Origin of the sequence: Streptomyces sp. NPDC093252 (assembly GCF_040683675.1) — a bacterium.
GTDB lineage: Bacteria > Actinomycetota > Actinomycetes > Streptomycetales > Streptomycetaceae > Streptomyces.
Genome location: NZ_JBFBEM010000017.1, coordinates 44,075 through 66,237 on the forward strand (window position 1 = coordinate 44,075; position 22,163 = coordinate 66,237).

Annotated in this window: 20 protein-coding genes; 14 read left to right on the top strand and 6 right to left on the bottom strand. The window is 74.6% G+C overall.

The features are described 5' to 3' along the window. The first annotated feature begins 21 nt into the window (after window positions 1–21). Window positions 22–576, top strand: coding sequence for a GNAT family protein (locus AB0O01_RS30705; RefSeq protein ID WP_365318460.1), 555 nt, complete (start codon window positions 22–24; stop codon window positions 574–576). Here AB0O01_RS30705 and AB0O01_RS30710 read toward each other — a convergent pair. Continuing rightward, on the bottom strand, window positions 548–895 hold the full coding sequence (locus AB0O01_RS30710) for a DUF6204 family protein (protein WP_365318462.1): 348 nt from the start codon (window positions 893–895) through the stop codon (window positions 548–550). The two genes, AB0O01_RS30705 and AB0O01_RS30710, sit on opposite strands and share 29 nt — an antisense overlap. Window positions 896–1,027: 132 nt before the next feature. Then, entirely contained in the window at window positions 1,028–1,810 is a 783-nt protein-coding gene (locus AB0O01_RS30715; RefSeq protein WP_365318464.1) for an NYN domain-containing protein, read from the bottom strand. Between the two features lie 149 nt (window positions 1,811–1,959). On the opposite strand from AB0O01_RS30715, the gene AB0O01_RS30720 reads away from it, so the two are divergent. From AB0O01_RS30720 to AB0O01_RS30730, 3 genes are all read left to right on the top strand, one after another. After that, window positions 1,960–2,874, top strand: a complete 915-nt coding sequence (locus AB0O01_RS30720) for an arginase family protein (protein WP_365318466.1) — start codon at window positions 1,960–1,962, stop codon at window positions 2,872–2,874. Window positions 2,875–3,091: 217 nt separating this feature from the next. After that, the gene (locus AB0O01_RS30725) at window positions 3,092–4,939 is read left to right on the top strand and encodes a transketolase (protein WP_365318468.1); all 1,848 of its coding nucleotides are present in this window, start codon (window positions 3,092–3,094) and stop codon (window positions 4,937–4,939) included. A gap of 149 nt (window positions 4,940–5,088) precedes the next feature. Beyond that, the gene (locus tag AB0O01_RS30730; RefSeq protein WP_365318470.1) at window positions 5,089–5,811 is read left to right on the top strand and encodes a GvpL/GvpF family gas vesicle protein; all 723 of its coding nucleotides are present in this window, start codon (window positions 5,089–5,091) and stop codon (window positions 5,809–5,811) included. A gap of 33 nt (window positions 5,812–5,844) precedes the next feature. Here the strand turns inward: AB0O01_RS30730 and AB0O01_RS30735 are convergent, their stop codons facing one another. After that, window positions 5,845–6,714: a methyltransferase domain-containing protein gene (locus tag AB0O01_RS30735; RefSeq protein WP_365318471.1), complete on the bottom strand. Its 870-nt coding sequence runs from the start codon at window positions 6,712–6,714 to the stop codon at window positions 5,845–5,847. A 130-nt stretch (window positions 6,715–6,844) separates the two neighbouring features. After that, window positions 6,845–8,377, bottom strand: a complete 1,533-nt coding sequence (locus AB0O01_RS30740; protein WP_365318473.1) for a phosphatase PAP2 family protein — start codon at window positions 8,375–8,377, stop codon at window positions 6,845–6,847. A gap of 58 nt (window positions 8,378–8,435) precedes the next feature. Here AB0O01_RS30740 and AB0O01_RS30745 point away from each other — a divergent pair, with 58 nt between their 5' ends. The 6 genes from AB0O01_RS30745 (at window position 8,436) to AB0O01_RS30770 (ending at window position 14,740) form a co-directional block, all read left to right on the top strand. Continuing rightward, the gene (locus tag AB0O01_RS30745; RefSeq protein ID WP_365318475.1) at window positions 8,436–9,083 is read left to right on the top strand and encodes a histidine phosphatase family protein; all 648 of its coding nucleotides are present in this window, start codon (window positions 8,436–8,438) and stop codon (window positions 9,081–9,083) included. A 195-nt stretch (window positions 9,084–9,278) separates the two neighbouring features. Continuing rightward, the gene (locus tag AB0O01_RS30750; RefSeq protein WP_365318477.1) at window positions 9,279–10,898 is read left to right on the top strand and encodes an ATP-binding cassette domain-containing protein; all 1,620 of its coding nucleotides are present in this window, start codon (window positions 9,279–9,281) and stop codon (window positions 10,896–10,898) included. A gap of 90 nt (window positions 10,899–10,988) precedes the next feature. Then, the gene (locus AB0O01_RS30755) at window positions 10,989–11,216 is read left to right on the top strand and encodes a DUF6158 family protein (RefSeq protein ID WP_365318479.1); all 228 of its coding nucleotides are present in this window, start codon (window positions 10,989–10,991) and stop codon (window positions 11,214–11,216) included. Window positions 11,217–11,561: 345 nt separating this feature from the next. Beyond that, window positions 11,562–12,335, top strand: a complete 774-nt coding sequence (locus tag AB0O01_RS30760; protein ID WP_365318481.1) for a hypothetical protein — start codon at window positions 11,562–11,564, stop codon at window positions 12,333–12,335. A 45-nt stretch (window positions 12,336–12,380) separates the two neighbouring features. Next, window positions 12,381–13,688, top strand: coding sequence for an aminotransferase class I/II-fold pyridoxal phosphate-dependent enzyme (locus AB0O01_RS30765; RefSeq protein WP_365318483.1), 1,308 nt, complete (start codon window positions 12,381–12,383; stop codon window positions 13,686–13,688). Continuing rightward, window positions 13,685–14,740, top strand: a complete 1,056-nt coding sequence (locus AB0O01_RS30770; protein ID WP_365318485.1) for an MBL fold metallo-hydrolase — start codon at window positions 13,685–13,687, stop codon at window positions 14,738–14,740. Before AB0O01_RS30765 ends, AB0O01_RS30770 begins: the two co-directional genes overlap by 4 nt. A gap of 89 nt (window positions 14,741–14,829) precedes the next feature. Here the strand turns inward: AB0O01_RS30770 and AB0O01_RS30775 are convergent, their stop codons facing one another. Together AB0O01_RS30775 and AB0O01_RS30780 are read right to left on the bottom strand one after the other, a co-directional pair. Further along, window positions 14,830–15,447, bottom strand: a complete 618-nt coding sequence (locus tag AB0O01_RS30775; RefSeq protein WP_365318487.1) for a VTT domain-containing protein — start codon at window positions 15,445–15,447, stop codon at window positions 14,830–14,832. Continuing rightward, window positions 15,444–16,217: an MBL fold metallo-hydrolase gene (locus AB0O01_RS30780; protein ID WP_365318489.1), complete on the bottom strand. Its 774-nt coding sequence runs from the start codon at window positions 16,215–16,217 to the stop codon at window positions 15,444–15,446. Before AB0O01_RS30780 ends, AB0O01_RS30775 begins: the two co-directional genes overlap by 4 nt. A gap of 84 nt (window positions 16,218–16,301) precedes the next feature. Here AB0O01_RS30780 and AB0O01_RS30785 point away from each other — a divergent pair, with 84 nt between their 5' ends. From AB0O01_RS30785 to AB0O01_RS30800, 4 genes are all read left to right on the top strand, one after another. Then, on the top strand, window positions 16,302–16,721 hold the full coding sequence (locus AB0O01_RS30785; protein ID WP_365318491.1) for a hypothetical protein: 420 nt from the start codon (window positions 16,302–16,304) through the stop codon (window positions 16,719–16,721). Window positions 16,722–16,851: 130 nt separating this feature from the next. Continuing rightward, the gene (locus tag AB0O01_RS30790) at window positions 16,852–19,068 is read left to right on the top strand and encodes a phage holin family protein (RefSeq protein WP_365318492.1); all 2,217 of its coding nucleotides are present in this window, start codon (window positions 16,852–16,854) and stop codon (window positions 19,066–19,068) included. Window positions 19,069–19,222: 154 nt separating this feature from the next. Further along, on the top strand, window positions 19,223–20,284 hold the full coding sequence (locus tag AB0O01_RS30795; RefSeq protein ID WP_365318494.1) for a MoxR family ATPase: 1,062 nt from the start codon (window positions 19,223–19,225) through the stop codon (window positions 20,282–20,284). Window positions 20,285–20,346: 62 nt separating this feature from the next. Continuing rightward, a complete protein-coding gene (locus AB0O01_RS30800; RefSeq protein WP_365318678.1) occupies window positions 20,347–22,080 on the top strand; it encodes a hypothetical protein in 1,734 nt (577 codons plus the stop codon). Window positions 22,081–22,163: the final 83 nt, after the last annotated feature.

Here is a 22,163-nt window from a genome sequence, read left to right on the forward strand (position 1 = left end):
GGGGCGCCGTACCCTGGCCGCATGCCGCACCCCGTGCCCCCGTTCTTTCTCGCCGAAGGTCCCCGTGTCGGGATCCGGCCGTTCACCCATGACGACGGTGAGGAGTTCACCGCGCGGGTGCGGGAGAGCAAGGCGCTGCATCAGCCGTGGCTCTTCCCGCCCGGTACCGCCGCCGCGTACACCGCCTACGCCCGGCTGCTGATCGAGGATCCGGGCCGGGCCGGGTTCCTGGTGTGCGAGCGGGAGGGCGGGGGCATCGCCGGGTTCGTCACGATCAACAACATCGTGCTCGGGGCCTTCCAGAGCGGGGCGGTCGCCTACGGGGCGTTCGCGCACGCGGCCCGGCGGGGGCTGATGGGGGAGGGGCTGGGGCTGGTGGTGGACCATGCCTTCGGGGCGATGCGGCTGCACCGGCTGGAGATCAATGTGCAGCCGGGCAACACAGCCTCCCTCGCGCTGGCCCGCGGCCAGGGGTTCCGGCACGAGGGCTTCTCGCCGAAGATGCTGTTCATCGACGGGGCCTGGCGCGATCACGAGCGGTTCGCGCTCACCGCCGAGATGCGCGCTTCCGGTTGATCTTCATGGTGTCGAGATCGGTGACCGTGGAGCGCAGCCCGGTGAAGCCGTAGCCGAGGGCGCGCAACGCGTTCTCCGCCCGCTCCTCGGCGAGGGCGGCGGCCATCTCGTCACCGTCCGCCGCGTCCGAGACCACCACGTACCGCATCGAGAAGTGCTTCAGCGGCGCCGGCTCGTAGGACAGGGAGCCCTCCTCGGTGAAGCGCATGCTGGTCATGCCGTGCTCGGGGGCCTCGGCGAGCAGCCGGGCCCGCGCCTCCTCGGTGAGGGCGTCCCAGGTGCCCCGGACGATCACGCGGTAGGTGTGCTGTTCGGTCATGGCCTGCTTCCGGTTCCGGTTCGGCTTCCGCTTCTGTGGTGGGGTGACCGGTCGACGGTATGCGGTAGGGGGGCGGGGCGCGCGGGATTATCGGGGCGGGGGCGGGGGCGGGGCTGCTGAAGGGGGTTTCGTTCATCCCTCGGGTGTCGGCTGTCGGGTGGCGCCGGTGTGGCGTTTGTCCCGGGTGTAGAGGTTCGCGGTCTTTCCGCCGCCCGGCGGGGTGCGGCGGTCCATCTCGAACAGGGCCGTCGCCGCCAGCAGATCGCTCAGCTTGGTGTAGCCGTAGGTGCGGGAGTCGAAGTCGGAGCGCTGATTGGTGATGATCTGGCCGACGCTCCCGAGCGGGGCCCAGCCGTCGTCGTCGGACGCCGCCTCCACCGCGTGGCGCAGCAGATTGACCAGCGCGGTGTCGCTCTTCAGCTTGGCCGCCGTGGTCCGCGCGGCGGACTTCGTCTCGGCCGGGGCGGTGGCGCCCTTCAGGTTCTCGACGTAGATGAACTTGTCGCAGGCCGCCACGAACGGCTTCGGCGTCTTGCGCTCGCCGAACCCGTACACCGTCAGCCCGGACTCCCTGATCCGGGCCGCGAGGCGGGTGAAGTCGCTGTCGCTGGAGACGATGCAGAACCCGTCGAAGCGCCCCGAGTACAGCAGGTCCATGGCGTCGATGACCATGGCCGAGTCGGTGGCGTTCTTGCCGGTGGTGTAGGCGAACTGCTGGATGGGCTGGATCGACTGGGTGAGCAGGTGGTCCTTCCAGCCCTTGAGCTGCGTCCCGGTCCAGTCGCCGTAGGCGCGCCTGACATGCGCGGTGCCGTACTTGGCGACCTCCGCCAGCAGTTCTTCCAGGGCCGCGGGCTTGGCGTTGTCGGCGTCGATCAGTACCGCGAGCTTGGCTGTGTTCTCCACGTTCTCCACGGGGACCGACGGTAGCGCAGGGCGGCGGGGGCGGCTCGCGCTGCTGTGAGCGGGTCGGCCCCGGGTCGGCCCCGGGTCGGTCCACGGGTCGGCCCACGGGTCGGTTCACGGGCGTTGATCCCGCCGGGCCGGTGACCGAGGATGGGGCCATGCGCCCTCTCGTCGTGGTCGACGCCCCTTCCAACCTCGGGCTGCGCCCGCCCGCGCCCGGTACCGTCCCCGGCTGCTACAAGCTCGCCGGTGCCCTGCGCGAGCAGCGGATCGTGCGGCGGCTCGGGGCACGGGAGGGCGGGGTCGTCGTCCCACCGCGCTACGACCGGGGGGAGTGGCGCCCGGGGGACGGGGTGTTCAACGCCGCCGCGCTCGCCGCCTACACCCCGAGGCTCGCGGACCGGATCGAGCACCATGTCCGCGCCGGGGACTTCCCCGTCGTGCTCGGCGGTGACTGCTCGATCCAGCTCGGTGCCTCCCTCGCCCTGCGCCGCCTCGGCCGCTACGGGCTCGCCGCCCTCGACGCCTCCCCCGACTTCCGCCACCCCGGCAACGCCACCGAGTCCGACATCGTCGGCGCCGCCGGGGGCGAGGAGGTCGCCCTCGCCACCGGGCGCGGCCAGGACGACCTGACGGACCTGGAGGGGCTGCGGCCCTATCTGCGTGACGAGGACGTCCGGTTCTTCGGCATCCGGGACGTCTTCGAGGAGGACCGGGCCGAACTCGCCGCCCTGAAGATGCCGGTGGTCACCGTGGGTGACGTACGGGAGTGGGGCGCCGACGCCCTCGCCCGCGCCACCGTCCAGGCGTTCGAGGTGCCCGCGCTCGACGGGTTCTGGGTGCATCTGGACGCCGATGTGCTCGACCCCGGGGTGATGCCGGCCGTCGACGCGCCGGACCCGGACGGGCTGACGCCGGAGGAGGTCGTCGGCCTGCTCGGGCCGCTGCTGGCGTCCGGCCGGTGCGTCGGGCTCAATGTCACCATCTACGATCCCGACCTCGACCCGGAGGGCACGGCGGGGGCGCTGCTGGCGGATGTGGTGGTGGACGCCTTCGGGGGCGATAAGGGGTGATAGGGGGCGGTAGGGGGCGGTAGGGGGAGCGGGGCCTGAGGGCAGGGCGGGCCCGTGCCCTGACCGGCGCGGTGTTTGCGCCGGGGGCTGAGGGGCACGCGGAGGGTTCCGCCGCCGACCGCCGTCGGAGGCGGGAACATGACGTGACGCCCGTCCCCGTGCGGTGATCGGGGTGATCGACGGGCCCCGCCCCCGACCCCGAGGGAGTGCGAGTGCGATGAACACCCGTGAGCTGGCCGAACTCGGTCAGCAGTTGCGTGTCGACAGCGTCCGTGCCGCCGCCGCGGCCGACTCCGGGCATCCGACCTCGTCGATGTCCGCCGCCGATCTGATGGCCGTCCTCCTCGCCGGGCATCTGCGCTACGACTTCGACCACCCCGGCCATCCCGGCAACGACCGGTTCGTGCTGTCCAAGGGGCACGCCTCGCCGCTGCTGTACTCCGCGTACAAGGCCGCCGGGGCGATCGACGACGCCGAACTGCTCACCTTCCGTGCCCTCGGCAGCAGACTGGAGGGGCACCCCACACCCCGGCGGCTGCCCTGGGTGGAGACCGCCACCGGCTCCCTCGGGCAGGGCCTGCCGGTCGCCGTCGGGATCGCGCTCGCCGGGAAGCGACTGGAGCGCACCGGCTACCGGGTGTGGGTGCTGTGCGGGGACGGCGAACTCGCCGAGGGCTCGGTGTGGGAGGCCGCCGAGCACGCCGCCTACGAGCACCTGGACAATCTCACCGCGATCGTGGACGTCAACCGGCTCGGCCAGCGCGGCCCCACCCGGCACGGCCACGACCTGGACGCCTACGCCCGCCGCTTCGCCGCCTTCGGCTGGCACACCGTCGAGATCGACGGCCACGACGTGACCGCCATCGACACGGCCTACCGCGAGGCCGAGGCCACCCGGGGCCGCCCGACCGTGATCCTCGCCCGCACCCTCAAGGGCAAGGGCGTCGAGAGCGTCCAGGACCGCGAAGGGCTGCACGGCAAGCCCCTCCCGGACCCCGAGCACGCCATCGCCGACCTCGGCGGCCCCCGCGACCTGCGCGTCCACGTCCACGAACCGCCCCCCGCCCCCGTCCCGAGCCCCGGCTTCCACCCCGGCGCCGACACCCCCCGCTGGGAACGCGGCGAGGACGTCCCCACCCGCGACGCCTACGGCCGGGCCCTCACCGCCCTCGGCGCGGCGCGCGGCGATGTCGTCGCCCTGGACGGCGAGGTCGGCGACTCCACCCGCACCGAGTACTTCGCCAAGGAGTTCCCCGACCGCTACTTCGAGTGCTACATCGCCGAGCAGCAGATGGTGGCCGCGGCGGTCGGGATGGCCGCGCGGGGCTGGGTGCCGTACGCGGGCACCTTCGCCGCGTTTCTGACCAGGGCGTTCGACTTCGTCCGGATGGCGGCCGTCAGCGGTGCCGGGATCAATCTGGTCGGCTCGCACGCCGGGGTCGCCATCGGGCAGGACGGGCCGTCCCAGATGGGCCTGGAGGACCTGGCGATGTTCCGGGTCGTGCACGGCTCCACCGTTCTCTACCCGTGCGACGCCAACCAGACCGCGCACCTGGTCACCGCCATGGCCGACCTGGACGGCGTCCGCTATCTGCGCACCACGCGCGGTGCCACCCCGGTGATCTACGGCCCCGGCGAGACCTTCCCGGTCGGCGGCAGCAAGGTACTGCGCGCCTCCGACCGCGACCGGGTGACGGTCGTCGCCGCCGGGGTCACCGTGCCCGAGGCCCTCGCCGCCGCCGATCTGCTCGACGCCGCCGGGATCCCCGTCCGGGTGATCGACCTGTACTCCGTCAAACCGGTCGACGAGGCCACCCTGCGGCAGGCCGCCGCCGACACCGGATGCCTGGTCACCGTGGAGGACCACCACCCCGAGGGCGGTCTCGGGGACGCCGTCGCCGACGCCTTCGCGGACGGCGGCCCGGTGCCCCGCCTCGTCCGGCTCGGCGTCGACTCCATGCCGGGCTCCGCGCTGCCCGGGGAGCAACTGCGCGCCGCCGGGATCGACGCCGGCGCCGTCGTCACCGCCGTACGGCTGCTGGTGGGGGAGGCGGCGCTGCCGTGACCGGGGCGGGCGGGGCGGGCGGTGCTGTGGTGACGGGGGCGGGCGGGGCGGGCGGCCGGGTGAGGTGTGGCGCGGGTGGCGGGTGCGGCGTGCGTCATGGGTTGCCGAGCGGGTAGGTCCCTTTCAGGACCCCTCCACCAGGAGACCCCATGACCACATCGCGGTATGTGTACGCCGTCTGCCGGCCCTTCGACGCGGCGCTCCAGGCCCAGCTCACGGGCGTCGCGGGCGCCCCGCCGAGACTGCTGCGCCACCACGGGCTGGTGGCCGTGGTCAGCCATGTGCCGACGGCGGAGTTCGACGAGGCCCGGCTGCGCGCCGGGGAGACGGACGAGGAGTGGCTCGCGGGCGTGGCGCGGCTGCACCAGGGCGTCGTCGACGCGCTCACCACCGTCACCTCCCCGCTGCCGCTGCGGCCGGCCACCGTGTTCCGCGACGACAGCGCGGTCCGGCTGATGATCGAGCTGCGCGAGGACGAACTGCGCCACACCCTCGACCGGCTGGCGGGCCGGGTGGAGTGGGGGGTCCGGGTCTACCTGGACGAGGCCGGGCCCGGGACCTACCCGGACGAGAGCGGGCCCGGGGGAGCGGAGGGCCCGGCGCAGTGGCGGACGCGGGGCGAGGAGTTCTCGGCGCAACTGCACCGGGAGCTGTCCGCGCGGGCCGACCGGTCCCACGCCTATCCGCTGCACCACCGGGCGCCCGGCGGCGCGGCGGGCCGGAACGTGCTGAACGCCGCCTATCTGGTGCCCCGGGCGCAGGCCGAGGAGTTCGTGGAGACCGTGGACCGGTCGAAGCACACCGAGCCGGGCATCCTGGTGGAACTCACCGGCCCCTCGGCCGCCTACTCCTTCGCCGCCGACGATTCCTGAGCCGCCCCCCGTCGCGCGGTGGGGGCCGTCCGCTCAGGCGCCCTTGCGGCAGAGGATCTCCCCGTGCAGCACGCAGAACCAGCCGTCGGGCCGCTCGCCCCACTCCCGCCACGCCCGCGCCACCGCCCGCAGTCCGTCCCGGTCGGTGTGCCCGCCGCCGGTCGCGCGGTCCGCGTACGCCGAGGCGACGGTACGGTCCGCCCACAGTCCGCTCCACCAGGCCCGCTCCTCGGCGGTGGCGAACGTCCAGGTGGCGGACGTGGCGGTGAGATCGGTCAGCCCGGCCGCCAGCGCCCAGGACTTCAGCCGCCGCCCGGCGTCCGGCTCCCCGCCGTTGGCCCGCGCCACCCGGCGGTACAGGTCCAGCCAGGCGTCCAGCCCCGGCGAGGCCGGGTACCAGGTCATCGCCGCGTAGTCGGAGTCCCGTACGGCGACGATCCCGCCCGGCCGGGTCACCCGGGCCATCTCGCGCAGGGCGCCGACCGGGTCGCCCACGTGCTGGAGCACCTGGTGGGCGTGGACCACGTCAAAGCTGGCGTCGGGGAAGTCCAGGGCGTGGACGTCCCCGGTGGTGAAGGCGGTGTTGGCGAGGCCCCGCTCGGCGGCGGTGGCCCGCGCCCGGTCGAGGATGCCGGGGGCGTGGTCCAGCCCGGTGACATGCCCGTCGGGGACCAGCGCGGCCAGATCGGCGGTGATGGTGCCGGGGCCGCAGCCGACGTCCAGGATCCGGTCCTGGGGGCGGAGCGAGCCGAGCAGATAGGCGGCGGAGTTGGCGGCGGTCCGCCAGGTGTGCGACCGCAGTACCGACTCGTGGTGGCCGTGGGTGTAGACGGCGGTCTCCCGCGCTTCCGGGACGGCCTCCGGGACCGTTTCCGGGACCGTTTCCGGCGTGGCTTCCGGCATGGCTGGCACCTTCCTCTGCGAGGTCTGCGGGATCTGCGAGGTCTGTAGACCTTCTGATCCCTGCCCCCGCACGCTACGCCGCATTCTGAATACTGAGACCCCTTGTTTCTCTATATGGACTGATGGTTCGTCAGATATGAGGTTCCTCGTCGTCGGGCGCGGGTTCCGGGTCGGTGTCGTGGGGCCGGTACACCACCAGCGCCCGGTACTGCTTGCGCAGCGTCACCTCGCCGCCCACCTCGGTGACCTCGCCGTCGTACGCCAGCAGCGTGCCCGGCGGGACATCGGTCAGCCGCAGGGTGCCGACCTGGACGGCGGCATGGGCGGGGGAGCGGGTCAGCGGGCCCGCCACGGCCGCCGCCAGCAGCCGCAGCGCCGGATACCGGCCCCCGTGCACCACCCGGACGTCCAGCCGCCCGTCCGCCAGATCCGCCCGCCGCCCCGGCACCAGCCCCATCCGGTGGTACGTGCCGTTGCCCGCGAACAGCAGCCACATCGGCCGGACCCGCCCCCCGAACCCGGCGCGCAGCGGATGCCGGTCCGCGCGCAGCACCCGCGCCGCCGCCACCACCCCGGCCGGCCAGCCCCCGATCCGCCCCGACCAGCGGTCCCGCTCCCGCACCAGCTCCGGATACACCCCGAGGCTCAGGGTGTTCAGGAAGATCCCCCGCCGCTCACCGCCGCTGAACCGGCCGATGTCCACATGCACCGCCTCGCCCCGCTCCACCGCCCGGCCCAGCGCCCGCGCGTCGGCCACGCCCAGGTCCAGGGCGAAGTGGTTCAGGGTGCCGCCGGGCAGCACCGCCAGCGGCAGCCCGTGCCGCAGCGCGATCTCCGCCGCCGCGTTCACCGTGCCGTCCCCGCCGCACACCCCGAGCACCCGGGAGTCGGCCGCCGCCTTCTCCAGCTCCGCGGCCACCTCGTCCGGCGCGCACTCCACGATCCGCGCCCGCGGCAGCACGTCCCCGAGTCCGTGCGCCCGGTCCGCGGTGCCCGACGCCCGGTTCACCACCAGCGTCAGCCCCTCGCCCGCCGGCAGCCCCGGCGCCGCGGCCCGCGGATGGGCGGGCCGCACCGCGTGCGCGTGCGGCGGCACCAGCGCCCGGACGACGAGGGCGGCGCCGACGCCCAGGGCCGCGCCCGCGAGGACATCGCTCGGGAAGTGCACCCCCGTGTAGACCCGGGACATCGCCACCGAGTACGCGACCGGCGCCACCACCGCCCCCCACCCCGGCGACTCCATCGCCACCCCGGCGCCGAACGCCGCCGCCGACGCCGCGTGCCCGGACGGGAACGAGGTGGTGATCGGCTGCCGCTTCAACTGCCGGACGGCCGGAACCGGGCCCAGGGGCGGACGCGGGCGGCGCACGCTGCGCTTGCCGACCGTGTTGATCGTCGCGGACGCCAGCGCCAGCGACACCAGCCCGCGCGCGGCGGCCCGGCGCCCCCTCGGGGTGCGGCTCGCCGCTATCGCCGCGGCCGTCACCCCCCACAGCACCCCGTGGTTCGCGAACCGGCTCAGCCTCGGCAGCACCCGCTCGGCATACGGCCACTCCCGCTCGGCGGCGAACGCGAACAGTTGGTGGTCGAGCGTGAGCAGCCGGTCGCGCAGACCGTGGCGGCGGCCGGGGCGTGGCGCGGTGAGATCGACATCAGGGTTCATGGGTCACGGTTACCCTGAAGTGGCCGTTCTTGTCCCCGACAGACAGAAGAATGCCCGCATGCGCCTGATCCTGATCCGTCACGGCCAGACCACCGCCAACGTCGGCCTGCTGCTCGACACGGCGGTCCCCGGCGCCGGGCTGACCGATCTCGGACGGCGACAGGCCGCCGCCCTGCCCGGCGCCCTGGCCGGTGAGCACATCGACGCCCTCTACGCCTCCACCCTCACCCGCACCCAGCACACCGCCGCCCCCCTCGCCGCCGCCCGCGGCCTGGACGTCCTGGTGCGCGACGGCCTGCGCGAGGTGACCGCGGGCGACCTGGAGATGCTGCCCGGCGAGTCCGGCGCGGGCGAGCGCTACATGCGCACGGTGTTCGCGTGGATGAACGGCGACACCGGGGTGCGGATGCCGGGCGGGGAGAGCGGCGACGAGGTCCTCGCCCGCTACGACGCCGTGGTCGCCGAGGCCGCCGCGAGCGGCGCGGGCACGGTCGCCATGGTCAGTCACGGCGCCGTCATCCGGTTCTGGAGCGCCGTCCGCGCCGCCAACCTCGACGCCGCCTTCGCCGCGGCCCACCGGCTGGAGAACACCGGCACCGTGCTGCTGGAGGGCGGCCCCGGGGACGGCTTCAAGGCCCTGAGCTGGGCGGGTACGGCACCGGGACCGTCCGGGGAGAGCGGGCCCACGGGGCATTCGGTGGGCTGACGGACCGCGCCGGGGGTCTGTCCGGGGTCTGTCGGTACGGATCTGTCCGGGGTCTGCCAGGGGTTTGTCGCTACGGATCTGCCCGGAGTGTGCCCCGGCTCTGCCCGGGGTCTGTCCGGGGTCCTGCGGGGTCTGTCCGGTATCCGTCCGATATCCGTTTGCCCGCATCCCCGGCCCCCGCCCACAATGCGCCCCATGGGACATCTGGAAGCCGCGCACCTCGAGTACTACCTCCCCGACGGGAGGGCGCTGCTGGGCGATGTCTCGTTCCGGGTCGGTGAGGGCGCCGCCGTCGCCCTGGTCGGCCCCAACGGCGCCGGGAAGACCACCCTGCTCCGGCTGATCTCCGGCGAGCTGAAACCCCACGGCGGCACCGTCACCGTCAGCGGCGGCCTCGGGGTGATGCGCCAGTTCGTGGGCTCCGTCCGCAACGAGACGACCGTACGTGACCTGCTGGTGTCGGTCGCGCCGCCGCGCATCCGGGAGGCGGCGAAGGCCGTCGACACCGCCGAGCACGGCATCATGACCGTCGACGACGAGGCCGCCCAGCTCCGCTACGCCCAGGCCCTCGCCGACTGGGCCGAGGCCCGCGGCTACGAGGCCGAGACCCTCTGGGACATCTGCACCACCGCCGCCCTCGGCGTCCCCTACGACCGGGCCCAGTGGCGCCAGGTCCGCACCCTCTCCGGCGGCGAGCAGAAACGCCTGGTCCTGGAGGCGCTGCTGCGCGGCACCGACGAGGTCCTCCTCCTGGACGAGCCGGACAACTACCTCGACGTGCCCGGCAAGCGCTGGCTGGAGGAGCGGATCAAGGAGACGGCCAAGACGGTCCTGTTCGTCTCCCACGACCGGGAACTCCTCGCCCGCGCCGCCGACAAGATCGTCTCCGTGGAGCCCGGCCCGGCCGGGGCCGACGCCTGGGTGCACGGCGGCGGCTTCGCCACCTTCCAGGACGCCCGCCGCGAGCGCTTCGCCCGCTTCGAGGAACTGCGCCTGCGCTGGGACGAGAAACACGCCCAGCTCAAGAAGCTCGTCCTGAACCTGCGTCAGGCCGCCACCAACAGCGATGCCATGGCCTCCCGCTACCGCGCCGCCCAGACCCGGCTGCGCAAGTTCGAGGAGGCCGGGCCGCCGCCGGAGCCGCCCCGCGAGCAGGACATCCGGATGCGGCTCAAGGGCGGCCGGACCGGGGTCCGCGCGGTCACCTGCGCCGGTCTGGAGCTGACCGGCCTGATGAAACCGTTCGACCTGGAGGTCTTCTACGGCGAACGGGTCGCCGTCCTCGGCTCCAACGGCTCCGGCAAGTCCCACTTCCTGCGGCTCCTCGCCGGTGACGAGGTGGCCCACACCGGCACCTGGAAGCTAGGCGCGCGGGTCGTCCCCGGCCACTTCGCGCAGACCCACGCCCACCCCGGGCTGCTCGACCGCACCCTCCTGGACATCCTGTGGAAGGACCACGCCCAGGATCGCGGCGCCGCCATGAACCGGCTGCGGCGCTACGAGCTGACCCGGCAGGCCGAGCAGACCTTCGCCCGGCTCTCCGGCGGCCAGCAGGCCCGTTTCCAGATCCTGCTGCTGGAACTCCAGGGGGTCACCGCGCTGCTCCTCGACGAGCCCACGGACAACCTCGACCTGGAGTCGGCCGAGGCGCTCCAGGAAGGGCTGGAGGCATTCGACGGGACGGTGCTGGCGGTCACCCACGATCGCTGGTTCGCCCGCTCCTTCGACCGGTTCCTGGTGTTCGGCAGCGACGGGAAGGTACGGGAGTCGTCGGGGCCGGTGTGGGACGAGCGGCGGGTGGAGAGGGCGCGGTAGCGCCTTTTGGATCTGGTGCCCTCCGGGCGGGGTGAAGTGAATGTTCGTACAGTGGAGGAGCAGGCACGGACACGACGATCGGGGCACCACATGACCGGAGTCGACCCTGGTCGGCTGGACGACCAGCAGCTCATGAAAGAGCTGGAGACCATCCACCGCACGCGCCACGACACGCTGCTGTACGGGTCCAACGACGCGCTGCGGACGCACAACGAGCGGATGGCGCAGCTCGAAGGGGAGTACCTGCGGCGCAATCCCGGGCGGTTTGTGGCGGCGGGGAGGACTCGGGAGGGGGCTCGGCGGGGGGTCGGTCCCTAGGGGTGGTGGGGGGTGGGGGTGGTGGGTGTGTGCGGGTCGTGGGGGGTTTGCGCAGTTCCCCGCGCCCCTGGGGGTGGGGGTTGGGGTGGGGTGGGTGTGTGCGGGTTGTGGGGGGTTTTGCGCAGTTCCCCGCGCCCTTGAGAGGGAGGTGGGTGGGTGCGGGTCGTGGGTGGCTGGGCGCGCAGTTCCCCGCGCCCCTTGGGGGCGCTGTGGTGAGTGGTGTTTCACTCGGTTGGCTCGGGGGTGTGGGCCAATGGGCTTTGGGGGCGCGCGGGGTGGGGGGCGGGGGGATCTGATGGGGGCGGGAGGTCGTTTCCCGTTGCCGTCGGTCGAGGAGTCCGTGCCATGTGCCGCAGTCCCCGTCTTGTGTCCCTGCTCCTGGTGGCCGGAGCCGTCGTGCTCGGCGGTGCGCCGGGCGTGGCCGCGGAACCGGCCGCCGAGGTGAGCCCGGCGCGGGTGGGGCCGGACGGCAGCGTCACCCTCTCCGTGACCTGCGATCCCGCCGACGGGGCGGCGCCCGGTGCGATGGAGGCCACCTCGCGGGCGTTCGCCGAGGGCCGGATCACCCTGCGGCCCGAGCCCGGCGGGGACGGGCGTTCCGGGACCGTCTACCGGGGCACCGCCCGGATCGGTACCGCCGTGCACCCCGACGGCGGCGCCCGTGACGCGGCCTGGACCGTGGACGGCGCCTGCCCGGCGTCCCGGGGCGGCGGCAAGGGCCGCCAGTGGAGTGCCACCTTCACCGTCGAGAAGGGGAACGGGGAGCGCAAGGAGGAAGGCAAGGAGGAGCGGCAGGAGGAAGGCCGGGAAGCGGGCCGGGAAGCGGGCCGGGAAGCGGGCCGGGAAGAAGGCCGGGAAGAAGGCCGGGAAGAAGGCCGGGAAGAAGGCCGGGAGGAGCGTCGGGACGACTGGGGTGGGGGTGGGCAGCGGCCCTGTCCGCCGTCCCGTCCGGGGGAGTCCTGTGAGCCGCCGACCGCCGAGCACGGCGTCCACGCGGGCTCCGGCGGCGCCTTCACCGGCTCGGTGCCCGCGCTGGTGGCCGGCGGACTGCTGATCGCCGGGGCGTGCGGCGGAGCCGTGTACCGGCTGCGCCGCGGGACCGCCCGCACCCGGGGCTGACACCCCGCGCTGGACACGGGAACGGGGATCCAAGGGAGGCACGGGATGCGGCGCACCGACCCGGAGAACCACGGCCCCGTCCGGTACGGGCCCCACCTGCCCGACGACGGGCTGCCCCCGCTGCCCGAGCTGACCGGCGTCCTCGCCGCCGCCGCGGGACGCGCCCGCACCGAGCCCGTCGGCGGCGGCCGGGCCCTGCTGGAGGCCGCCTGCGGCTACTGGGCCCGCCGCGGCCTGCGCACCCGCCCCGAACAGGTCGCCGCCGGACCGGGCGCCCCCAGCCTGCTGCTGGCCCTGACCGCCGCGCTCGGCGGCGATGTCCTGGTGCCGCGCCCCTGCACCGCCTGGTGGGCGCCGTACGCGCGGCTGCTGGGGCGGCCGGTGTTCCATGTGGCGACCCCGGCCGAGTGCGGGGGCGTGCCCGACCCCTACGCGCTGCTGGAGACCGTGCGCCGGGTACGGGACGAGGGCGGGCGGCCCCGGCTGCTGGTGCTGTCGGTCGCCGACGACCCGACCGGCACCGTGGCCCCGCCCGAGTTGCTGCACCAGGTGGTGGAGGCCGCCGCAGGCGAGGGCCTGCACCTGGTCAGCGACGAGACCTGGCGGGACACCCTGCACCCCGCCGACGACGCCGACGATGCCGACGAGACCGGCGCGTCCGCCCCCGTCCTGCTCAGCCCCGCCGAGATGCTGCCCGAGCGGGTCACCGTCGTCACCGATCTGGCCGGGGCGCTGCTGCCGCCCGCCTGGCCCGCCGCCGTCGCCCGCTTCCCCACCGGGCCCGACGGTACGGTCCTGCACGCGCGCGTCCTCGACGTGCTGACCGCGCTGGGCGCCCCACCGGCCGGCCCGGTCGCCGCCGCCGCGGGCTACGCGCTCAGCGAGCCCGCCCCGGTCACCGCCCGCGTCGCCGCCGCCGCCCGACTGCACGCGCGCGTGGCACGGGCCCTGCACGGCACCCTGGTGGACGCCGGGGCCCTGGCCCTGCCCCCGCGCGCGGGGCGCCAGCTCTACGCCGACCTGGGCCCGCTGCGGCCCGCGCTCGCCGCCCGGGGCGTCGGGGACGCCCAGGACCTGGAGGACCATCTCACCCACCGGCTCGGCATGCCCGCGCCGGGCGGCCACCGCTTCGGCGACGACCTCGGCGCGCTCCGGGTCCGGCTGGCCACCGGACCGCTGCTCGGCACGACCGACGCCGAACGCACGGAATGCCTCGCGTCCCCCGAGCCGTTGGAACTGCCCCAAGTGCACCGGGCGTTGAGCGATCTGAGAGCGGTCCTCGACGAACTCCGCAGCCCTCCCGGCGAGGATCTCCGTGACGACGGCGCCCGGCGAAGGGAGTCCCCTCGATGACGCAGCAGTCCGAGTCCGCCGCGGGCGCGAGCACGGCCCCGAGGTCCCCCGGCGCGGGCCCGGCGCCCTGGCCGCCGCTGGCCGAACCCCGCCCGCTGGCCGAGCACCGGGTGTGGCCGCGCGCCTTCCACGACCGGCTGACCGCGCCCCTGCCCGGCATCAGGGCCATGACCCGCTTCGCCCGCGAGGGCGCCGTCCGCCCCGGCCGCGAGGGCCTCGCCGGCATCCCCCGGCTGCCGTACGCCCCCGGCCCGCTGCCCCGGGCCGACGCCCGCACCCTCGCCGTCACCTGGGCCGGGCACGCCAGTTGGGTGCTGAGCGTCGGCGGGCTGACCGTGCTCACCGACCCGGTCTGGTCCCGCCGGATCCTCGGCACACCCGCGCGGATCACCCCGGTCGGGGTGGCCTGGGAGGCCCTGCCGCCGGTCGACGCGGTCGTCATCAGCCACAACCACTACGACCACCTCGACGCCCCCACCCTGCGCCGCCTCCCGCGCGCCACCCCCGTGTTCGCCCCCGCCGGGCTCGCCCCCTGGTTCCGCCGCCGGGGCTTCACCACCGTCACCGAGCTGGACTGGTGGGAGGCGTCCGAACTGCGCGGCGTCCGCTTCGACTTCGTCCCCGCCCACCACTGGTCCAAGCGCTCCCTGACCGACACCTGCCGCACCCTGTGGGGCGGCTGGGTCCTCACCGCCCCCGACGGCCACCGCGTCTACTTCGCCGGTGACACCGGCTACGGCCACTGGTTCACCCGCATCGGCCGCCGCTACCCCGGGATCGACCTCGCCCTGCTCCCGATCGGCGCCTACGCCCCGCGCTGGTGGCTCAGCGATGTCCACTGCGACCCGGAGGAGGCGGTACGCGCGGCCCAGGACGTGGGCGCGACCCGCATGGCCCCCATGCACTGGGCCACCTTCATCCTCTCCGCGGAACCGGTCCTGGAGCCGCTGACCCGCGTGAGAGCCGCCTGGCGGACAGCGGGCCTCCCCAGAGAGAACCTCTGGGACCTCCCGGTAGGAGCCTCAAGAGCCGTGCACGACGAACGCGGGTGACTGCACGCCCTCAGGGGCGCTGGGGAACCCCCTCCGGGGGAGGAACCGCGCGCCCGGCCCCCACCGAACCCGCACAGGCCCTCGAACCGTCACCGCCCCCGAACCCGCCGCCAAACCCCCGGCACCGCACTGATCGCCAACGTCAACCCCACCGCCGCCGCCACCCCCTCCCACGGCTCACTGAACAACGACCCCCCGGCCACCCCGATCAACCCGTACGTCACCGCCCACGCCAGACACGCCGGCACATCCCCCCGCGCGAACCTCCGCAACGGCCACTCCGCCAGCAGACACGCCAGCATCACCGGCAACCGCCCCGCGGGCACCAGCCGGGACAGCACCAGCACCGCCACCCCGTGCTCCCGGAGCTTGGTCTGCGCCTGTTCCAGCCGGTCCTCCGGCGCCCGCGCCCGTATCGCCTCCAGCCAGCGCGACCCGTTGCGGGAGCCCATCCCGCGCCGCCCCAGCCAGTACAGCGCCAGATCACCGAGGAACGCCGCCAGCGACGCCGTCACGAACACCAGCGCCATCGAGAACGGCGCCGTCTGATGGAACGCCACCACCGCCGCCGAACTCACCAGCGCCCCGGTCGGCACCACCGGCACCAGCGCCCCCAGCAGCACCAGCACGAACAGCGTGGGATAGCCGATCGCCTGCTGGGTGCTCTCCGGCGGCACACTGTCCGCAGCCGCCGCCAGCCAGTTCACCGGGCGACCTCCGGCCGCACCCGCTCGCCGTGCCCCAGCTTGTGCACCGCCGCCCCGGGTGCCCGCTCCGCCGCCAGCCGCACGAACTCGTCACCCGGCGCGTGGAATTCATGCGGGCGCACGGCGTCCATACCGATCGGCCAGAACGTGCCGTAGTGCACCGGCACCGCGCTGTGCGCCCCCAGCCGGGCCAGCGCCTCGGCCGCCCGCCCCGCGTCGAGATGCTCCTCGCCGAGATACGGGCCCCAGCCGCCGACCGGCAGCAGCGCCACATCGACCGGCCCGACCTCCTCGGCCATGGACGCGAACAGCCCGGTGTCCCCGGCGAAGTACGTCCGCGCCTCGCCCTCCACCACATAGCCGAGCGCGGGCGCCCGGTGCGGACCGACCGGCAGCCGCCGCCCGTCGTGCCGCGCGGGCACCGCCCGCACCACGACCTCCCCGACCCGGACCGTGTCGCCCGGCGCGACCTCCTCGATCCGCAGCCCGGACAGCCGCCGCAGACCCGGCACGGCCCGCCGCGCGCCCCGGGGCACCAGCACCCGCGTGCCCGGCGCCAGGGCGGCCAGGGAGGGCACATGGAGATGGTCGGCATGCAGATGCGAGACCAGGGCGACCTCCGCGCGCCGGGCGTCGTCCGGGGGTACGTCACCGCGCCGGCGGCGCAGATGCGCGAGCCGGCGGGCGAACAGGGGATCGGTGAGGACGCGTACGTCCGAATCCTCGACCGTGCAGGTGGCGTGACCCCACCAGGTGATCTCCACCGGCACCCCTTTGCCTCCTTCGCGCGACTCCCCCGAAGCGTACGCGCAGCGGTAGGGTCGGCGGCGAAACCCGGAGGTGAGGGGAGCTCCATGGGAGAGCAGAGCGGTGCCTCCGGCACGCGGGTCACGACGATCGCCAGTCTGACGCCGCTGGAGGAGCTGGACACCGATCCGTTCCTCGTGGACGCGCGCAGCCAGCACGCCATGTGCGCCCGCTGGGCGGCGGAGCGCGGATACGTCGTCACCCGGCAGTTACTGGTCTCCGGTCTGCGTCCGGACCACGGCATCCTGTGGGACGACGTCCGGCCGGGGCACGATGTGTTCGTCGCGCCGAGCAGAAGGGTCCTGGAGAGCGCGCTGGCCTCCGTCGAGGAGTTCACCGAGGAGTGCGCGCGGCGCGGGGTGCGGGTGGAGACCGTCGGCCGCGAGGAGCCCTCGTACGACGCCGGGATGAAGGCCCGGGTCCATCGCCGGCTCTCGATGCCGACGGCCGGGTACGACGGGCGGTGACCGCCGCCCGGTACCGCTCGGTGACCGGCCGATATCTCACGGTGACGAATCGATTCCCCCCGGCGTTGTGACAGGGTGGAGGGCAGGCCCGTGTCCGGAACCGCGGGCCGGGACGTGAGGTGCGGGGAACGTGCGCGGTGGTCGCCTGCGAACAGTGCTGAGCCAACTGGGGCGGAGCGCCACGGTATGGGCGGTCAGCACGCTCACCATGCTGATCCTCGCCGGTGCCCTGCCCGACTTCCAGCTCCAGTCCGCCGACGGCGACAGCGCCACCCGGATCGCGATCACCGCCGCCCTCGGCGCGGGCGGCTTCGGCCTCCTCTCGGCGCTGGTCTGGCCGCTGATGGTGCGCTTCCTGCTGCTGGTCCCCGCCCTCGTCCTCGGCCTCCTGGTGTTCTTCCTCAACGGGGCCCTGCTGCTCATCGCGCTCCGGCTGAACCCGGCCGCCCGCGGCGACGCCTCCCCGGAGACCGCCGTGGTCGTCGCCGCCGTGATGTCCGCCGTGGCCTCCGCGACCGGCGCCGCCCTCGCCGTACGGGACGACGACGCCTACCGCCGCCGTCTCTACCGGCTCGCCGACCGCCGCCGCCGCGCCCCGCTGCCCGGCCCGGTCACCCACGGCACCCTCTTCCTCCAGCTCGACGGCGTCGGCCACGACGTGCTGGAGCGGGCCGTCCGCAAGGGCCTGATGCCCACCGTCGCCCGCTGGCTCGCCGCCGGGGAGGATGCCCCCCGGGGAGGCACGGTCCGGGGAGACGACCCCCGGGGAGGCACGGCCCGGGGAGGCACGGCCCGTGGCGGCATGGGCCGGGGTGGCATGGGCCGGGGCGACCGGGAGCCCACCCATCGGCTCACCCCCTGGCGCACCGACTGGTCCAGCCAGACCGGCGCCAGCCAGCTCGGCATCCTGCACGGCTCCACCTTCGACGTCCCCGCCTTCCGCTGGTACGAGAAGGACCAGCGCGAGGTCATGGTCAGCAACCGCCCCACCAGCGCCGCCGAACTCCAGCGCCGGGCCGTCGAGCGCACCGGCGACGGCGGACTGCTCACCGCCGACGGCGCCAGCCGGGGCAATCTCTTCAGCGGTGGCGCCGACGAGCAGGCGCTGGTGCTGTCCATCGCCACCAAGCGCCGCTCCCGCGAGAACCGCTCCCGCGCCGGGTACTTCGCCTACTTCTCCGACCCCGCCAACGCCGTCCGCACCGCCCTGTCCTTCGTCGCCGAGGCAGGCCGGGAGATCGGCCAGTCCACCCGGGCCCGGCTGCGCGGCGACCGCCCCCGGGTCTCCCGAGGCGGCCTCTACCCCCTGATCCGCGCCTTCGCCACCGTCGTCGAGCGCGATGTCGTGGTGGCCGCCGTGATGGGCGACATCCTCGCCGGACGCACCTCCGTCTATGCCGACCTGGTCGCCTACGACGAGGTCGCCCACCACTCCGGACCGCACAGCCGGGACGCCGAGAAGGTGCTCGCCCGGCTCGACCGCTCGCTCGCGCTGATCGAGAAGTGCGCCGAGCACGCGCCCCGCCCCTACCGGATCGTGGTCCTCTCCGACCACGGGCAGAGCCCCGGCGAGACCTTCCGCGCCCGCTACGGGCTCACCCTGGGCGATCTGGTGCGGGCCGGATGCGGGCTGCCCGTGCCGCGCCGCGCCGGGCGTACCCGCAGCGGCGCCGAGGCCCGCGCGGCGGTCCGGGCCGCGCTGCGCCGCCCGGTCGAGGAGAGCGGCGAGCAGCACCGCCCCGACCGCCGCTCCGAGCCCATCGTCCTCGCCTCCGGCAACCTCGGCCTGGTCTCCTTCCCGGACGTCGGGCACCGGATGTCCAAGGAGGAGATCGACGCCCGCCACCCCGCCCTGCTGCCGACCCTCGCCAACCATCCCGGCATCGGCTTCCTGCTGGTGCGCAGCGAGGAGCACGGGGGAGTGGTGCTGGGCGCCTACGGGGCCGAGATCCCGGTCGCCGAACTGGCCGACGGGGCCCGCGGGCCGCTCGCCCCGTTCGGTCCCGGCGCCGCCGACGCCGTACGCCGCACGCACTCCTTCCCGCACACCGCGGACATCATGGTCAACTCCTTCCACGATCCGGCGGACGGGGAGGTGCTGGCGTTCGAGGAGCAGATCGGGTCGCACGGGGGGCTCGGCGGCTGCCAGGGCAAGCCGTTCCTGCTGTCGCCCCTCGACCTGTCCGAGCCGGTCGCCGACGGCGGTGCCCTGGTGGGCGCGGAGCGGGTGCACCGGGTGCTGCGGCGCTGGCTGCGCGAGTGCCACGGCCCGCAGGTGCCGGTCGGGACGACGGAGCGCGCGGACGACGCCGGGGAGGGCACGGCGGCGGTCGACGCGCCGCGATAGCCCACGCCGGGCGGGGGCGGCGCAGCGGGCGGTAAATGGGCTGCGCCGCCACCCGTACCGCCCGCAGACTGGGGCGCACCGGAACGCGTTCGGCGTCCCCGCCTTCCCGCCTTCCCGCCTTCCTCCCTCCCCCCTCTCAGCCAGGAGCCCCTTCTTGCAGGCAGCCGTCACCGTCACGCCCGCCCGGATACCCGAACTCCTCCTCGGTCTGGCGACCGTACGGCCGGTGTTCCTGTGGGGGGCGCCCGGCATCGGGAAGTCGTCCCTGGTGCGGGAGTTCGCCGAATCGCTGGGTCTGGAGTGCGTCTCCCTGCTCGGTACGCAGCTCGCGCCCGAGGACCTGATCGGCGTGCCGCAGATCCGCGACGGCCGCTCGGTGTTCTGCCCGCCCGAGGCCATCGCCCGCGACGAGCCCTACTGCCTTTTCCTGGACGAGCTGAACGCGGCCACCCCCGACGTCCAGAAGGCGTTCTACTCCCTGATCCTGGACCGCCGCATCGGCGACTACGAGCTGCCCGCCGGGTCGATCGTGATCGGCGCCGGGAACCGCGCCACCGACAACGCGCTCGCCCGCCCCATCGCCTCCGCCCTGGTCAACCGGCTCGCCCATGTCCATCTGGAGGCGTCCCCCAAGGACTGGCTGGACTGGGCCGGGGCCAACGGCATCCACCCCTGGATCCAGGACCACCTCACCGACCGGCCCGACCACCTCTGGTCCAAGCCGCCCAAGACCGAGGAGCCCTTCTCCACCCCCCGCTCCTGGCACATGCTCTCCGACGCCCTGCACTCCTTCGGCCCGGACCTGGACGAGGAGACCCTGCGGGTGCTCGCCCACGGCATGCTCACCCCGGTCCACGCCACCGCGTTCTGCGGCTACGTCAAGATCGTGCGCAGCCGGTTCGGCATCGAGGCGATCGTCAAGGGCGACGCCCGCTGGCCGCACCGGATCGAGGACCGCGATCTGCTGTACTACCTCGCCGACTCGTTCCGCGGCCGGCTCGTCAAGGAACTGCCCGTCAGCAAGGAGCACATGTCGGCGGCCGGGCGGCAGACCGCGTACCGGGCCAAGTCGCTGCTGGTGCAGTTGGCCGAGATCTCCGTGGAGGTCGCGCAGACCGTCATCGCCGCCGACGCCGACGGCCACCCCGTGCTGCCCTCGTGGTTCCTGATCGAGGCGGCCCGGGACATGCCCCGGCTGGTGGAGGCCCGCAAGTGAGCCGGGGCCGCAGCCCCGCGCAGCGCAAACGGGAGCTGGCCGGGGAGGCGTTCGCCGAGGGCATGCGGCTGGTCGCGGCCAACCCCGCGCTGCGCGCCCTCGACTTCGGCACCTGCCGCGACGAGCGCTGCGACCTCGCCCCCCGCGACGGACTGATCAGCGTCGACTCCGCGGGCTGTCTGCACTCCCACCCCGACCGGCTCGCCGACCCCGAGGACTGGGCCTGGGCCATCGCCCACGCCGCCATCCATCTCGGCTTCGGCCATGTGCCCGCCGCCCAGGGGGAGCGCGAGCAGCCCGACCGGGCGGACCTCGCCGCCCGCTGCGCGGTCGTCAACCGCTTCCTGCTCACCTTCCCGGTCGGCCGCACCCCCGGGGAACTCCCCGCCGCCTACCCCGACGGCGACGAGGAGCGCATCGCGGCCCGCTGGCGCCGCGACGGCGTCCCGCACGCCTACGAGCGGCTCGGCACCGCGGGCCCCGCCCCGGACCAGGTGCTGGTCGGCTGGAACTCCTGGCTCGGACAGCCCCCCGACTGGCAGCTCGCCTTCGCCGACGCCCTCACCCGCACCATGTCCGCCGCCCTGGACCTCGCCGGTGGCCGCCGCTCCGCCCTGGACGGCGAACTCGCCCCGCAGCGGCCCTGGGAACGCGCCCTGAGCTGGTTCGTCTCCTCCTACCCGCTGCTCGGCGGCATCGCCTCCGGCATCAAGCTGATCGCCGACCCCGAACTGGCCCGCGCCCACGGCATCTCCGTCGCCGCCGTCAACGCCGAGGCGGGCGAGATCTACCTCAATCCGTTCCAGCGACTGGACGACGAGGAGTGGCGGTTCGTCCTCGCCCACGAGATGCTGCACGCCGCCCTGCGCCACGGCGACCGCTGCGGCACCCGCGACCCGTACCTCTTCAACGTCGCCGCCGACTACGTCATCAACGGCTGGCTCGCCGAGATGCAGGTCGGCGCCATGCCCGAGGGCCTGCTCCACGACCCGGCGCTCGCCGGGCTGTCCGCCGAGGAGGTCTACGACCGGATCGCCGGGGACCTGCGCCGGATGCGGCGGCTGTCCACCCTGCGCGGCAAGGGCACCGGTGACATCCTCGGCGGCCCGCTGGGCGCGCCCGGCGCCTATGCCGACCTCGACGCGTTCTACCGGCGCGGCCTCACCCAGGGCCTGGAACTGCACGGCGTCCAGGACCGCGGCTTCCTGCCCGGCGGCCTGATCGAGGAGATCCGCGCCCTCAGCCAGCCCCCGCTGCCCTGGGACGCCCGGCTCGCCCGCTGGTTCGACGAGTTCGTGCCCCGCCCCGAACCGCTCCGCTCCTACGCCCGCCCCTCCCGCCGCCAGGCCGCCACCCCCGACATTCCCCGCGCCGGCCGGTACTTCCCGCCCGAGGAGATCCCCCGCTGCACCTTCGGGGTGGTCCTGGACACCTCCGGCTCCATGGACCGCACCCTGCTCGGCAAGGCCCTCGGCGCCATCGCCTCCTACGCCGCCGCCCGGGACGTCCCGGCCGCCCGGGTCGTCTTCTGCGACGCCGCCCCGCACGATGCCGGATACCTCCCCGTCACCGAGATCGCCGGCCGCGTGAAGGTCCGGGGCCGCGGCGGTACGGTCCTCCAGCCCGGGATCGATCTGCTGCACCGCGCCGACGACTTCCCGCCGGGCGCGCCGGTCCTGGTGATCACGGACGGCTGGTGCGATGTCCTGCGGGTGCGGCGCGAGCACGCCTATCTGATCCCGCAGGGCGCCCGCCTGCCCTTCGGTGCACGGGGGCCGGTGTTCCACGTGCGATGAGCCGGAATGTGATCGGATAGGGGGCGCGTACGCGCAGTCGGCGTATCGCGCGCAGTCTTTGTTGTGAGTACCTGCGACTCGTA